Origin of the sequence: Bacillus sp. FSL L8-0199, assembly GCF_038005705.1 — a bacterium.
In the GTDB taxonomy this organism is placed as follows: Bacteria; Bacillota; Bacilli; order Bacillales; family Bacillaceae_G; genus Bacillus_A; species Bacillus_A cereus.
Genome location: NZ_JBBOTS010000001.1, coordinates 3757257 through 3773040, shown reverse-complemented (window position 1 = coordinate 3773040; position 15784 = coordinate 3757257). Strand labels below are relative to the sequence as shown.

The following is a 15784-nucleotide window of genomic DNA, read 5'->3' as shown; positions in this document are numbered from 1 at the left end:
GTTGGCGTCAACCTCATGCGCCTAATGGCAACAAAAAACATCTACTTCGTCCCATTCGGCCAAGATGCACCAGAGAAAAAACCGAACTCAATGGTAGCTCGCATGGAGCTGCTGGAAGATACAGTGTTAGAAGCGCTGCAAGGGAAGCAATTGCAACCGGTTGTCGTAGAAAAATTCAGATATATGAATTAAAAAACGAAAAAAAACGGACAATTTTTGATGAAACCATCATTCTTACTGTAGAATATGATAAAATTAACGTTATTAAGATCAGAAGGGGTATTGTATACTCCTTCTGATTCTAAGTTATAGAAGGATTGGTATCTAGAAAGGGGCATAGTGATGGAAAAGCAAAAAACTTTTCATGTCGCTGTAGTTGGAGCAACCGGCGCAGTTGGTGAACAAATGTTAAATACTTTAGAGAAACGAGAATTTCCAATCGGGAAATTAACGTTACTTTCATCTAAACGATCTGCAGGTAAGAAACTTGTATTTAAAGGCGAAGAATTTACAGTTCAAGAGGCAACTCCTGAAAGCTTTGAAGGAGTAGATATCGCACTATTTAGTGCTGGTGGATCTGTATCGAAACAATTAGCGCCAGAAGCAGCAAAACGCGGTGCGATTGTTGTTGATAATACAAGTGCATTCCGTATGACAGAAAACGTGCCACTTGTTGTACCTGAAGTAAATGAAAACGACTTAAAAGAACATAATGGTATTATTGCAAATCCAAACTGTTCTACAATTCAAATGGTAGTAGCTCTTGAGCCAGTTCGTCAGCAATATGGTTTAAAACGAGTAATCGTTTCCACATATCAAGCTGTATCAGGTGCTGGTGCGGCAGCTATTGAAGAACTGCATGAACAATCACAAGCAATCTTAAATGGCGAAGAAGTTAAGGCAAATGTTCTTCCTGTATCAGGTGATAAGAAGCATTTCCCAATTGCTTTTAATGCGATTCCACAGATTGATAAATTCCAAGATAATGGATTTACGTTTGAAGAAATGAAAATGATTAACGAAACGAAAAAAATTATGCATATGCCTGAATTAGAAGTAGCGGCAACATGTGTACGTTTACCAGTTGTATCAGGACACTCTGAGTCTGTTTACATCGAAGTAGAAAAAGAAGGCGTAACAGTAGCAGAATTAAAGAGCTTACTTGCAAATGCGGAAGGTATTGTTCTGCAAGATAATCCAGAAGAGCAGTTATATCCAATGCCAGCTACTGCAGTAGGTAAAAACGAAGTATTCGTTGGAAGAATCCGTAAAGATTTAAATAACGATAAAGGATTCCATCTTTGGGTCGTATCTGATAACTTATTAAAAGGCGCTGCATGGAATTCTGTTCAAATTGCAGAGCGCTTAGTAAAATTACAATTAGTGTAAACGGCTAAGAGAAGGTGCAAAATATGAAAATAATTGTTCAAAAATTTGGTGGCACATCAGTACGTGATGACAATGGACGTAAGCATGCGCTTCATCATATAAAAAAATCATTAGCTGCTGGTTATAAAGTAGTTACTGTCGTATCTGCTATGGGCCGTAAAGGTGAACCATATGCAACGGATACGTTATTAAGTCTTGTAAATCAAGAGGAATCTACTATTTCTAAACGTGAGCAAGATTTATTATTATCATGCGGAGAGTTAATCTCTGCAATTGTTTTCTCTAATATGTTGAATGAGAACGGTATAAAAGCAGCAGCATTAAATGGTGCACAAGCTGGTTTTGTAACGAATGATGACTTTACGAATGCAAAGATTATTGAAATGAATTGCGATCGTATACATGAAGAGTTAGAAAATGTAGATGTAATCGTCGTTACAGGATTTCAAGGGCAAACGAAAAAAGGTGATACGACAACACTTGGACGCGGAGGTAGTGATACTTCAGCTTCAGCATTAGGTGTTGCACTTCATGCTGAATATATCGATATATTCACTGATGTAGAAGGTGTTATGACTGCGGATCCTCGTATTGTAAAAGATGCACGTCATCTTCAAACTGTAACGTATAACGAAATTTGTAACATGGCTTATCAAGGTGCGAAAGTCGTTCATCCACGTGCAGTTGAAATTGCGATGCATGCAAAAGTGCCACTTCGTGTACGTTCTACGTATTCTGAAAGTGAAGGTACTCTTATTGCAGCATACGATGGTGCTACAAAAGGGCAGGATGTAGAAGAACGTCCTGTTACAGGTATTGCCCACGTATCGAACGTAACGCAAATTAAAGTACTTGCAAAAGAAACGGCATACGACATACAGCAGCATGTATTTAAAGAAATGGCAAACGAAGGCATTAGTGTTGATTTAATTAACATTTCTCCTACTGGTGTAGCTTACACAGTAAATGATAATGTATCAGCTCGTGCTGTCGAAGTGCTAAAACAACTTGGATATGAGCCAATTGTGACAGAACATTGTGCGAAAGTATCTATCGTTGGAGCTGGAATGGCAGGCATCCCAGGGGTTACTGCAAAAATCGTTACAGCTTTAGCGGAAAAAGGTATTCAAATCCTGCAATCGGCAGATAGTCATACAACAATTTGGGTTCTTGTAAAAGAAACTGATTTAGTGGAGGCTGTAAATGCATTACATAGTGCGTTTGAGCTTTCAAAAGAAAAGCAACTGGAACAATAAGGAGTGAGACCATGATAGATTTTGGGACAATTGCAACCGCGATGGTAACACCGTTTGATATAAACGGGAATATCGATTTTGCAAAGACAACGAAATTGGTAAATTATTTAATTGATAACGGTACAACAGCAATCGTGGTAGGAGGAACGACAGGAGAATCTCCTACATTAACTTCAGAAGAGAAAGTAGCGTTATATCGCCATGTCGTATCTGTTGTCGATAAAAGAGTGCCCGTAATCGCTGGAACAGGTAGCAATAATACGCATGCTTCTATTGACTTAACTAAAAAGGCAACAGAAGTTGGTGTGGATGCAGTAATGCTAGTAGCACCTTATTATAACAAACCGAGTCAAGAAGGAATGTATCAGCATTTTAAAGCAATTGCTGAAAGTACGCCGCTTCCGGTTATGCTATATAACGTTCCAGGACGATCTATTGTACAAATCTCCGTTGATACAGTTGTTCGTTTATCAGAAATAGAAAACATTGTTGCTATTAAAGATGCCGGCGGCGATGTGTTAACAATGACAGAAATCATTGAAAAAACAGCGGACGACTTTGCGGTATACAGCGGTGATGACGGTTTAACGTTACCAGCTATGGCAGTTGGAGCGAAAGGTATCGTTTCGGTAGCATCTCATGTTATCGGAAACGAAATGCAAGAAATGATTACAGCATTTCAAGCAGGAGAATTTAGGAAGGCACAAAAATTACATCAATTACTTGTAAGAGTAACTGATTCATTATTTATGGCGCCAAGTCCAACTCCAGTAAAAACAGCGTTACAAATGGTTGGATTAGATGTGGGCTCTGTACGTTTACCACTTCTTCCATTAACAGAAGAAGAAAGAGTAACGTTACAATCTGTAATGCAATCTATCCCTCGTTAATAAAAAATGACCTAGTGTAGAACTAGGTCATTTTTTATTATATGCAAATCTTTTCCTCTTTTTCTCACCTATATGTGTTTTTATAAGAACATTAATCGCTTCTTCATTATGTGTATAAGAAAATAATCGTACCCCTTTAACTGAGTCAAAAAATGATAGATATTATGGAATGAACGCAATAAACTACGGTGTCTGTTTTTAGAGAAATTCCCTCAAATGTGACGTAATTCATAAAAAAACTCCATTTTGTAAGTGTTTTTGTTGGATTCTAGAAAAATAAATCTTGAAACTCCCTATTATGAAATGAATTTAGCGTATGTATGGCTAGTTCTTCAAAATAATATGGAGTATAAAATCGAAGTAAATATAAAGGAAATACGTTCGATACTTTTGTTGTCATTCCGTTCTTTTACTCTTTCTTTCGCACGATTTAACTTGTGTTCTATTTCTTGTATCAGGTATAATATGGCTAAGTAGCTTAGTACGGGTATGCTTAGCAAAATTGGGAAAAATTATAATTTAATTAAATTTTCATATCATATCGAATAAGATATTTGATTTATATAATGAAAGAGAGGTGAAACCTGGTTTAAAAAATAAACAAGGACATGATATCGCATAACGGTAAGGACATTCGTCTTGGACGGTGAAAATATGGTGGTTGTAGAGTTTCCCCTGGTGTCTCTGCAATTTTAGTGAAATCAGTGTTTGCAAGATTTTTAAACCAGGCAACAACATGAAGAGAAAAGAGAATGAGTCTGTTAAAGTATTTGCTCTTGGTGGAGTAGGTGAAATCGGGAAAAACATGTACTGTGTTGAAATTGATTCTGAAATCTTTATCGTAGATGCAGGGTTAATGTTCCCGGGAGATGAAATGTTTGGAATTGATATCGTTATTCCTGATATTACATATTTAGTGGAAAATCAAGAGCGAGTAAAAGGTTTATTTATTACTCACGGTCATGAAGATCATATTGGTGGAATTGTGTATGTACTTCGTAAATTATCTATTCCAGTCTATGCAACGAAATTAACAGTAGGACTTATACAAGAAAAACTTGGTGAAGCGGGCATGTTAGGCCGTGTAGACCTAAAAACAATCGATTCAAATTCAACAGTAGAATTTAACACTACAACGGTGTCATTCTTCGGAACGACACATAGTATTCCGGATTCTGTTGGCGTTTGTTTCCATACATCAAAAGGTGCAGTCGTATATACGGGAGACTTTAAATTCGATCAAACTCCAATTGGAAATAGTGGAGCAGACCTTGGGAAAATGGCGCAAATCGGAAATGAAGGCGTACTTTGCTTATTATCTGATAGTACAAACGCAGAGCGCCCAGGTTATACAGGTTCAGAAAAAGAAGTTGGTGTAGAAATCTCTAAAGTGTTCTACGGCGCAGAAGGTCGTATTATCGTTGCTTCATTTGCATCGAATGTACATCGTATTCAACAAGTATTTGATGCAGCTGCTGAAACAGGGCGAAAAGTAGCGGTAGTAGGACGTAGTATGGTGAAAGTAGTAGACATTGCAAGACGTCTTGGTTATTTAGATGTTCCAGAAGGTATGGTTATTTCATTACAAGAAGTAGACAACTTTCCAGAGAAAAAGGTAGCTATTTTAACGACAGGTAGTCAAGGTGAACCGATGGCTGCTCTATCAAGAATGGCAAAACAAGCACATAAACAAATTTCAATTCGTAAAGGTGATACTGTTATCATTGCTGCTTCGCCAATTCCGGGTAATGAAATATCTGTATCAAAAATTATTGATTTGTTATTTAGAGCTGGAGCTGAAGTTGTTTATTACGGCGAAAGAAAAGTTCACGTTTCAGGTCACGGTAGCCAAGAAGAATTAAAATTAATGTTAAATTTAATGAAACCGAAGTACTTTGTACCCGTACATGGTGAGTTCCGTATGCAAAAAGCACATGCATATTTAGCTGAAGATGTAGGTATTACAAGAGAAAATATCTTTATCGTAGAAAAAGGCGATGTAATTGCTTTTGGTGACGATGAAGCGAACTTAGTCGGTAAAGTACAAGCTGGTAATGTTTTAATTGATGGATTAGGTGTAGGTGACGTTGGTAATATCGTTCTTCGAGATAGAAAGATGTTATCTCAAGATGGAATACTAGTAGTTGTTGTAACGCTTGGTAAAGATGAAAAGAAAATTATCTCTGGTCCAGAAATCATTTCACGTGGCTTCGTATATGTTCGTGAATCAGAAGCGTTAATTGAACGATCTACAGAGATTGTACGTATGATTGTTGAGCAGTCAATTAAAGAATATTCAATTGAATGGTCAATGTTAAAACAAAATATTCGTGAATTATTAGGGCAGTTCTTGTACGAAGAGACAAAGAGAAAACCTATGATTTTACCGATTATTATGGAAGTATAAAAAGGATCACCCTTATGGGTGATTTTTTTTCTTTTTAACCCTATCGAATGAAATTTATAACTTAAGAAATAATAGTTATATACGAGTGAAAGGGGATGCGAAATGACAGAACGTGATCGATATACAAATGAAGAAAAAGAAGCTGAGCCAAAAGAAGTTGGAAAAGAGGCTTCAATAGTTGAAAAAATTCAACAGCTTGGACAGACAAATGTACCACAGATGAATGAATCACGTATTCATTGTTTAACGATTATCGGACAAGTGGAAGGTCATGTTCAATTACCACCGCAAAATAAAACAACAAAATATGAGCATATCATTCCGCAAATTGTTGCGATTGAACAAAATCCGAAAATTGAAGGTTTGCTTTTAATATTAAATACGGTTGGAGGTGACGTTGAAGCTGGGCTAGCAATTTCTGAAATGGTAGCTTCACTTTCAAAACCAACAGTATCTCTAGTTTTAGGCGGGGGGCATTCCATCGGTGTACCGATTGCTGTTTCTACTGACTATTCGTTTATTGCGGAAACTGCGACGATGACAATTCATCCAATTCGTTTAACAGGTCTTGTCATAGGTGTGCCACAAACATTTGAGTATTTGGATAAGATGCAAGAAAGAGTCATTCGTTTTGTGACGAAGCACTCGAAAGTAACAGAAGATCGTTTTAAAGAGCTTATGTTTGCGAAAGGAAATTTAACGCGAGATATTGGGACGAATGTAATTGGTGGCGATGCAGTAAAGTACGGTCTTATAGATGATGTCGGCGGTATTGGAAATGCGATTCGAAAATTAAACGAATTAATAGATGTTCGCGCGGAAGATAGTACAGAAGGGACAATGCTACAATGATTTTATATACAATTATGCCAGAGCAACTTGTGTATCCGGCCGATTATTCACAATGTGAAAGTCAAAAAGTTGTAAATATAAATGGTGTGGAATTAATGGTTTCTGAAGAGGAACATGGATGTTATTCTATTGTACGTGTGCTAAGTACGGACCCACTTCACTATTTAGAGTTTGAGCCCGGTCAGAAAATAACCTTTTAGCAAAAAGAAGGATTTTGTTTAGAAGCTATGGTATAATATAAAAAACAAGACGGTTGAGCAGCCATGAGTAGGCTGCTTTCTTCTGTTTATTTAGCATTTTACAAGAAGTGTAAAAATAGAAGATATAAAGACCTGAAAAATAGAGAAAACAGACATATAAATAGAGCATTTTGAGGGGAGCTTTACTTATATGTAGAACACGAGGTGAAGAAATGGCAAAACAAAAGCAAAGAGGGACGAAGGCAAAGGCAAGACGTACGATAAAGCCAACTTTGTATTATGAAATCGTCGGTTTAACTCTTTTTGCACTTTCAATCATTACGATTTTACAGCTAGGCGTTGTAGGGAAATCGTTTGTGTTATTTTTTCGCTTCTTCTTTGGTGAGTGGTACATAATTGGTGTGTTAGGTGTAATAGCTTTATCGGTTTCCTTTGTTATAAAACGCGGATGGCCGAACCTTTTAAATAAACGATTAATTGGATTTTATTTAATTGTATTGGCGATATTAATGTTTAGTCATATTACATTATTTAACCTTCTTACAAAAGATGGAGCAGTGCAAAATACTTCTGTTATTGTGAGTACGAAAGATAACTTCTTTCTTGAAATGAAAAAGGGGCCAGATAGCGTTCATTTAGGTGGTGGTATGTTTGGTGCGCTTATGTTCGCAACATGTTACTTCTTATTTGACGAAGTAGGAGCTTATATCATTGGTATTATTCTAGTTATTCTCGGTATACTTTGTATAACAAATAAGCATATTGGAGAAGTGTTAGCTCCAGTTGGTAGAATTCTTAGAAGTCAGTTTCAAGTGATGCAAGGGGATTATAAAGATTGGAGAGCCAAAAGAACGGCTGAACAAACAGAAAAGAAAAAAACAACAAGAAGCACAAGAAGCAAACGTGCTGCAGAACAAGAAGAAATTATTGAGCCGATGGAAGAAATCTCAATTGATCCTCCGATTATTTCGAATTTCACTGAGAATTATCCTGTAAATGAAGAAGAGGATAAACGAATCGAAGTAGAGCAAGAAGATTTAATCACTTCACCGTTTATTGAAGAGACTCCGCCAATTGAAGAACCAAAGAAAAAGCGTGGAGAAAAAATTGTTGAATCGTTAGAGAGTGAAGCGCAAGCACCTCCTATGCAATTTTCAAATGTAGAAAATAAAGATTACAAGCTTCCTTCACTTGATATATTAAAATTTCCAAAGAATAAGCAAGTTACAAATGAAAATGCGGAAATTTATGAGAATGCTCGTAAATTAGAACGTACATTCCAAAGTTTCGGAGTGAAAGCGAAAGTAACAAAAGTACATAGAGGTCCTGCAGTTACAAAATATGAAGTGTATCCTGATATGGGGGTAAAGGTAAGCAAAATTGTCAGTTTAAGTGATGATTTAGCCCTTGCTTTAGCTGCAAAGGACATTCGTATTGAAGCGCCAATTCCCGGGAAATCAGCTGTAGGGATCGAAGTTCCGAACTCAGAAGTTTCGATGGTAACGCTGAGGGAAGTTCTTGATTCTAAGGCTAATAATCATCCGGAAGAGAAGTTGTTAATTGGTCTTGGCCGAGATATTACAGGTGAAGCTGTATTAGCCCGTCTAAATAAAATGCCCCATTTACTCGTAGCTGGTGCGACAGGTAGCGGGAAAAGTGTATGTATTAACGGTATTATTGTTAGTATTTTAATGCGTGCAAAACCACATGAAGTAAAATTAATGATGATTGACCCGAAAATGGTAGAGTTAAATGTATATAACGGTGTGCCTCATTTGTTAACGCCAGTTGTAACTGATCCGAAAAAAGCATCGCAAGCATTGAAAAAAGTTGTGAGTGAAATGGAACGTCGTTATGAATTGTTTGCTCATAGTGGTACACGTAACATTGAAGGATACAACGATTATATAAAAGAGCATAATAGTCAATCAGAAGCGAAACAACCCGAATTACCTTATATTGTAGTAATTGTGGACGAGTTAGCAGATTTAATGATGGTTGCTTCGTCTGATGTAGAGGATGCGATTATGCGTCTAGCGCAAATGGCTCGTGCTGCTGGTATTCATTTAATTATTGCAACGCAACGTCCGTCAGTTGACGTTATTACGGGTGTTATTAAAGCAAATATTCCATCACGTATTGCATTCGCTGTATCTTCTCAAACAGATTCTCGTACAATTCTTGACGGTGGTGGTGCAGAGAAGCTACTAGGTCGTGGAGACATGCTGTTTATACCAATTGGTGCATCGAAACCTGTACGTGTACAAGGCGCATTTTTATCAGATGATGAAGTTGAGAGAGTTGTAGAATATGTTATTGGACAGCAAAAAGCACAATATCAAGAAGATATGATTCCGCAAGATGTTCCTGATACGAAGCAGGAAGTAGAAGATGAATTATATGATGAAGCGGTTCAACTTGTAGTGGAAATGCAAACAGCATCTGTTTCTATGTTACAACGTAGGTTTAGAGTAGGTTATACGCGAGCTGCTCGCCTAATTGATGCAATGGAAATGAATGGTGTAGTAGGTCCGTATGAAGGTAGTAAACCGAGAGAAGTGCTCATTAATGATGTACAAGAAAAAAGTTCTTAAAAAAAGCCTAATTGTTTTTACAATTAGGCTTTTTTATATAGTGTTTTTGTTATATACTATACTCAGTAATAAAGAAAGGGCTTACATTTAGGGTCGCTCTTTAGAATACGAATACTTTGAGTGTGTTTTATGTAAATGTTCGATATTTAATGCAGAAAAATGTTAGATTTTGTTGACACGTATGAGAGCAAGTGGTAAGATTACTTCGAAAAGAATCACTGCCTCATATAATCTTGGAGATAAGGTCCATAAGTTTCTACCTGGCAACCATGAATTGCTAGACTATGAGGGGAAAAGTGTGTAACAAAGGATGTAAAGGATCTTTGTGCCGAACTTTTTCTCGAAATGAGGAATGTTTATGGTGCAAAGTTTTTTTTATGCAATAAAGAGTGAAAATTTTATTTAAAAAAATTATTATTATTTATTCGACAATTATACTTATTTTGGTGGATAGTCATTTGTACTATGTTGTAAGTTGAAAAAAGAGAAAAGAAGTCTTACATCAGAGGTCGAATAATTGAAATGCGGGGGAGTCTTATGTCAGTAAAATCCGATAGTCGTCACCTATATCTACGGGTGATTGATCACATCAAAGAAAAAATTAAAGATGGGGCGTATAAAGAACGACAAAAGTTACCATCAGAGTTTGATTTAGCGAAAGAACTTGGCGTAAGTAGAGCGACTTTAAGGGAAGCGTTGCGTATTTTAGAAGAAGAAAATGTTGTCATTCGTAGACATGGTGTAGGGACATTTGTAAATGCAAAGCCATTATTTTCTTCTGGAATAGAACAACTTTCTAGTATTACAGATATGATTTCTAGTGTGGGGAAAACACCAGGAACAATCTTTTTATCATCATCTACTACAACTTTAACAGAAGAGGAAAAAGAGAAGTTTAATAGTGAAGATGGTTTTAATGCAGTGATGATTGAACGCGTGCGTACAGCAGATGGGGAACCTGTTGTGTATTGTATCGATAAACTTGCAAAAGAAATATTGCCAGATTTATCGGGTTACAATGAGGAATCATTATTAACGGTGATACATAATAACACACATAAGCGCATAACATATGCGGTTGCTCACATTGAGCCAATTGGCTATCACCCTAAAATTTCACCGATTTTAGAATGTGAGCCTGAAACAGCACTGCTTGTATTAAAACAAATGCACTATGATCAAAATGATGAGCCAATCTTATATTCTATCAATTACTTTAGAGCTGATAAATTTAGCTTCCACGTATTAAGAAAGCGTATGTAGGTAAATTCCTTTTTAGGGAGGTGACAGCAAGAAGTAAGGAACAGCAGCGTAAGAATAAATATATATCATTTTTGGAGGGGTTTCTAGTATGAAGAAAAAAGCAGGCCTTTTATTATCATTAACATTAGCAGCAAGTACAGTTTTAGGTGCATGTGGTAACTCGGATAAGGCGAGCAGTGACAAGAAAGACACGAAAGACAATAAAGACTTCAAGGTTGGTCTCGTAACGGATGTTGGGGGCGTTGATGATAAGTCATTTAACCAATCTTCTTGGGAAGGGTTACAAAAGTTTGGTAAAGATAATGGTTTAAAAGAAAAGACAAATTATCGTTACCTTCAGTCTGAAAAAGAAGCTGATTATATTCCAAATTTAAAAAAATTCTCGAAAGATAAATATGATTTAACATTCGGAATTGGTTATAAATTAGAGGGTGCAATTAAAGAAGTAGCAAAAGAATCGTCAAAACAACAATTTGCAATCGTAGATACTGTTGTAGATGCACCGAACGTAACGAGCATTACGTTTAAAGATCATGAAGGATCATTCCTTGTAGGTGCGGTAGCAGCTATGTCAACAAAATCAAATAAAGTAGGATTTGTTGGTGGAATGAAAAGTGATTTAATTAGTAAATTTGAAAATGGATTTAAAGCTGGTGCAAAGGCAGTAAATCCAAACATTGAAATCGTATCTGAATATGCAGAAGCATTCGATAAGCCTGAAAAAGGTACAGTTCTTGCTTCAGCAATGTATGGTCAAGGCGTAGACGTAATTTATCATGCTGCTGGTGGTACAGGTAACGGTGTGTTCACAGAAGCGAAAAACCGTAAGAAAAAAGGTGAAAATGTTTGGGTAATCGGTGTTGACCGTGACCAACATCAAGAAGGTATGCCTGAAAATGTAACATTAACTTCAATGATTAAACGTGTTGATGTAGCAGTAGAAAAAGTAGCTAAAGAAGCAAAAGATGGGAATTTAAAAGGTGGGAAAATTGAAGAGTTTGGCTTAAAAGATGACGGTATTGGTATTTCAAAAACAACTGATAACGTGAAAAAAGTTAACCCTGAAATTTTAACAAAAGTAGAAGAGCTTGAAAAGAAAATTACAGCCGGTGAAATTAAAGTGCCAGCTACAGATAAAGAGTATAAAGAATACGAAGCTTCTCTAAAAAAATAAATAGAGAAATAGCAAAGGTTAGTTCATAGAACTAACCTTTGTATGTATAAAACTTCCGAATTGCTTAATAAGTTAATAGTGTAATAGGGAATGTTCCCTGTTAAAAGGAGGAACACAATGGAATACGTAATTGAGATGAATAACATTACGAAAGTATTCCCAGGCATTGTAGCGAATGATGATATTACGCTGCAAGTAAAGCAGGGTGAGATACATGCTTTACTTGGAGAAAATGGTGCAGGGAAATCCACATTGATGAATGTACTATTTGGTTTGTACCAACCAGAGCAGGGTGAAATTAAAATTAAAGGTAAACCTGTAAAAATCACAAATCCGAATATAGCAAATGACCTTGGTATTGGAATGGTCCATCAACACTTTATGCTTGTTCATAATTTTACAGTTACAGAGAATATTATTCTCGGAAATGAACCGAAGAAAAAAGGGAAAATTGCTGTTGAGGATGCTGCTAAAGAAATTCAAAAACTGTCTGAACAATATGGTTTGGCTGTAGATCCATATGCGAAAATACAGGATATTTCAGTTGGTATGCAACAGCGTGTTGAGATTTTGAAAACTCTTTACCGCGGTGCAGAAATTTTAATATTTGATGAACCGACAGCTGTGTTAACACCACAAGAAATTCATGAGCTAATTCAAATTATGAAAAAGCTTGTACAAGAAGGAAAATCTATTGTTCTTATTACACATAAGTTGAAAGAAATTATGGAAGTTTGCGATCGTTGTACGATTATTCGTAAAGGAAAAGGGATTGGAACGGTTGACGTTGCAAATACGGATGAAAATAAACTTGCAGAATTAATGGTCGGACGTCAAGTGAATTTTAAAACAGAAAAAATAGACGCGAAGCCAAAAGAAGAGGTACTTTCAATTGCAAACCTTGTTGTTCACGATGCACGTCAACTACCTGCTGTAAAAGGCCTTGACTTAACTGTTCGTGCGGGGGAAATTGTTGGGATTGCAGGGATTGATGGAAACGGACAAAGTGAATTAATAGAAGCGATTACTGGTTTACGAAAAGTTGAGTCAGGTTCTATTGCAATTAAAGGAAAAGAAATAACAAATTGGCCTGTTAGAAGAATAACAGAAGAAGGAATTGGTCATATTCCAGAAGATCGTCATAAACACGGACTCGTTCTTGATTTTTCTGTTAGAGATAATATAGTTCTTCAAACGTACTATAAAAATCCGTTTTCAAAGAAAGGGATTTTAAATTTCAGCAAAATTACAGAAAAAGCAAAGGCTCTTATTGAACAGTTTGATGTACGTACACCTAGTGAGCAAACGTTAGCACGCGCTCTATCTGGGGGGAATCAACAAAAAGCAATTATTGCACGTGAAGTAGACCGAAATCCAGATTTATTAATTGCGGCACAGCCAACACGTGGTTTAGATGTAGGAGCAATTGAATTTATTCATAAGAGATTAATAGAGCAAAGGGATAAAGGAAAAGGTGTATTACTTTTATCATTAGAGTTAGATGAAATCTTAAATGTTAGCGATCGAATTGCTGTTATTTATGAAGGGGAAATTGTAGCAATAGTTGATGCGAAAGAAACGAATGAACAACAGCTTGGATTGTTAATGGCTGGAGGAACAAAGAAGGAGCAGGTGGGTACAAATGGCTAAAAAGCTTTTAACAGAACGAACGATAAATATTTTAGTCCCAGTACTATCCGTTATTTTCGGCTTACTTGTAGGAGCGATTGTAATGCTAGTTAGTGGCTATGATCCAATTGTTGGTTATAGTGCACTTTGGACAGGAATGTTCGGCAGCGCAAGTGCGATTGGTGAAACGCTCCGTACAATGATACCGCTTATTCTTGCTGGCTTATCGGTGGCGTTTGCATTTCGTACAGGTTTATTTAATATCGGGGTAGAGGGTCAATTGTTAGTTGGTTGGCTTGCAGCGGTTTGGTTCGGTTATGCAGTCTCACTACCAGCGTTCCTTCATATTCCATTATCGATTTTATTTGCCGCATTGGTGGGCGGAATTTGGGGCTTCATTCCGGGATATTTAAAAGGGAAGTTTCAAGTGAATGAAGTTATTGTAACTATTATGATGAACTATATTGCGTTGTATGTAACGTATGACATCATTAAGCGTTTCTTACATGCGGGTAATGACAAAACGTATGATATTAAAGAGAGTGCGTCACTATCTTCAGACTGGCTTGCTTCTATTACTGATGGTTCACGTCTACACTGGGGAATTATTGTAGCAATTTTAATCGCTATTTTAATGTGGTTCTTATTAGATCGAACAACTTTAGGTTACGAATTAAAGTCTGTAGGATTTAATCAGCATGCTTCTCAATATGCAGGTATGAAAGTTTCTCGTAATGTAGTATTCTCTATGACAATTGCTGGTGCATTTGCGGGGATTGGTGGAGCGATGGAAGGATTAGGGACATTCCAGAGTATGACAGCGATGTCTTCGTTTACAGGAGTAGGATTTGATGGGATTGCCGTAGCATTACTTGGAGGGAATAATCCGTTTGGTATAATCCTTTCAGCTTTATTATTTGGTGGTTTGAAAAGTGCTTCCCCTCAAATGAACTTTGAGGCAGATGTACCGTCAGAGCTTATTAATGTAATTATTGCATGTATCATCTTCTTTGTTGCATGTAGTTATGTGTTAAGATGGGCGCTTACACGCATGAGCAAGGAGGGGAAATAAATGAGCTTTTTAGATATATTAGCCATTCTTGTGACGGGTACGTTATATACATCGGCACCTATCATTTTCACAGCACTAGGTGGTGTATTTAGTGAACGATCGGGTGTTGTAAATATCGGATTAGAAGGACTAATGCTATTTGGTGCATTTATTGGAGTTGTTACAAACTTATTGATGGGTGATACTTGGGGAACGATGACTCCATGGATTGCGTTATTATTTGCGGCAATTGGTAGTGGATTATTTGCATTACTTCATGCGGTAGCTTCTATTACATTCCGAGCAGATCAAGTTGTAAGTGGTGTAGCCATTAACTTCTTATCTCTTGGTTTAACAGTATTTGCAATTAAGAAGATTTTTGATAAAGGGCAGACTGACTTTATTCAGTATCGTATTGAAAAGATTGATATTCCAGGCCTTTCGGATATTCCGGTTTTAGGGAAAATATTTTTCTCGAACGTACCAATAACGTCGTATATTGCCATTATTTTAGCATTCGTTGTTTGGTATGTTATTTATAAAACACCGTTCGGTCTTCGTCTACGTGCTGTTGGTGAACACCCAATGGCAGCGGATACGATGGGGATTAATGTATATAAAATGCGTTATATTGGAGTCTGTATTTCAGGAGTGTTTGCTGGAATTGGTGGAGCGATTTTTGCAATGTCAATTTCTAATAACTTCTCAGGGGCAACTATTACAGGACAAGGTTTCTTAGCTTTAGCTGCTATGATTTTTGGGAAGTGGAATCCACTAGGCGCATTAGGTGCAGCTCTATTCTTTGGTTTTGCGCAATCTCTAAGTGTAACGGGCGGAACAATTCCTGTATTAGATCAAATTCCAAGTGTTTTATTAACGATATTACCATATGTATTCACAATATTAGCGCTTGTTGGTTTTGTAGGTCGTTCTGAAGCTCCGAAAGCATTAGGAACTCCTTATGAAAAAGGAAAACGATAAGTATTTTATAAGTATAAAAAAGCTCGCACATTAGTGTGGGCTTTTTTACATAGAATATATTTAATACGGAATTTTACTATGTTCCTTACATATTAAAG

General features: G+C 36.7%; 12 protein-coding genes, 1 pseudogene and 1 riboswitch. All 13 genes and pseudogenes read left to right on the top strand.

Going from position 1 to position 15784, the window contains the following annotated elements; all coding sequences use genetic code 11:
• Window positions 1-3: 3 nt before the first annotated feature.
• A pseudogene (spoVFB, locus tag NST86_RS19215) lies at window positions 4-192 on the top strand (dipicolinate synthase subunit B); the annotation flags it as partial.
• 150 nt (window positions 193-342) lie between these two features.
• Window positions 343-1389: an aspartate-semialdehyde dehydrogenase gene (asd, locus tag NST86_RS19210; protein ID WP_000414846.1), complete on the top strand. Its 1047-nt coding sequence runs from the start codon at window positions 343-345 to the stop codon at window positions 1387-1389.
• Between the two features lie 23 nt (window positions 1390-1412).
• Complete coding sequence (gene dapG, locus NST86_RS19205; protein ID WP_000692454.1) at window positions 1413-2645, top strand: aspartate kinase; 1233 nt, start codon at window positions 1413-1415, stop codon at window positions 2643-2645.
• Window positions 2646-2656: 11 nt separating this feature from the next.
• A complete protein-coding gene (gene dapA / locus NST86_RS19200) occupies window positions 2657-3535 on the top strand; it encodes a 4-hydroxy-tetrahydrodipicolinate synthase (RefSeq protein WP_109139862.1) in 879 nt (292 codons plus the stop codon).
• A gap of 736 nt (window positions 3536-4271) precedes the next feature.
• Entirely contained in the window at window positions 4272-5942 is a 1671-nt protein-coding gene (locus NST86_RS19195) for a ribonuclease J (protein WP_000823096.1), read from the top strand.
• Window positions 5943-6044: 102 nt separating this feature from the next.
• A complete protein-coding gene (gene tepA / locus NST86_RS19190; RefSeq protein WP_000139818.1) occupies window positions 6045-6794 on the top strand; it encodes a translocation-enhancing protein TepA in 750 nt (249 codons plus the stop codon).
• Complete coding sequence (locus NST86_RS19185; protein ID WP_000605020.1) at window positions 6791-6994, top strand: YlzJ-like family protein; 204 nt, start codon at window positions 6791-6793, stop codon at window positions 6992-6994. The genes tepA and NST86_RS19185 overlap by 4 nt, the downstream gene beginning before the upstream one ends.
• A gap of 212 nt (window positions 6995-7206) precedes the next feature.
• Entirely contained in the window at window positions 7207-9588 is a 2382-nt protein-coding gene (locus NST86_RS19180; RefSeq protein WP_001118777.1) for a DNA translocase FtsK, read from the top strand.
• Between the two features lie 203 nt (window positions 9589-9791).
• Window positions 9792-9893, top strand: a riboswitch (purine riboswitch).
• Window positions 9894-10125: 232 nt separating this feature from the next.
• Window positions 10126-10851: a GntR family transcriptional regulator gene (locus NST86_RS19175; protein ID WP_000114182.1), complete on the top strand. Its 726-nt coding sequence runs from the start codon at window positions 10126-10128 to the stop codon at window positions 10849-10851.
• A gap of 88 nt (window positions 10852-10939) precedes the next feature.
• Window positions 10940-12025 carry a BMP family lipoprotein gene (locus NST86_RS19170; RefSeq protein ID WP_000725771.1) on the top strand — a complete coding sequence of 362 codons (1086 nt, stop codon included), beginning with the start codon at window positions 10940-10942 and terminating at the stop codon, window positions 12023-12025.
• A 117-nt stretch (window positions 12026-12142) separates the two neighbouring features.
• Window positions 12143-13675 carry an ABC transporter ATP-binding protein gene (locus NST86_RS19165; RefSeq protein WP_000456907.1) on the top strand — a complete coding sequence of 511 codons (1533 nt, stop codon included), beginning with the start codon at window positions 12143-12145 and terminating at the stop codon, window positions 13673-13675.
• Complete coding sequence (locus NST86_RS19160) at window positions 13668-14726, top strand: ABC transporter permease (protein WP_001085254.1); 1059 nt, start codon at window positions 13668-13670, stop codon at window positions 14724-14726. Before NST86_RS19165 ends, NST86_RS19160 begins: the two co-directional genes overlap by 8 nt.
• The gene (locus NST86_RS19155) at window positions 14727-15686 is read left to right on the top strand and encodes an ABC transporter permease (protein WP_000008857.1); all 960 of its coding nucleotides are present in this window, start codon (window positions 14727-14729) and stop codon (window positions 15684-15686) included.
• The last annotated feature ends 98 nt before the right edge of the window (window positions 15687-15784 follow it).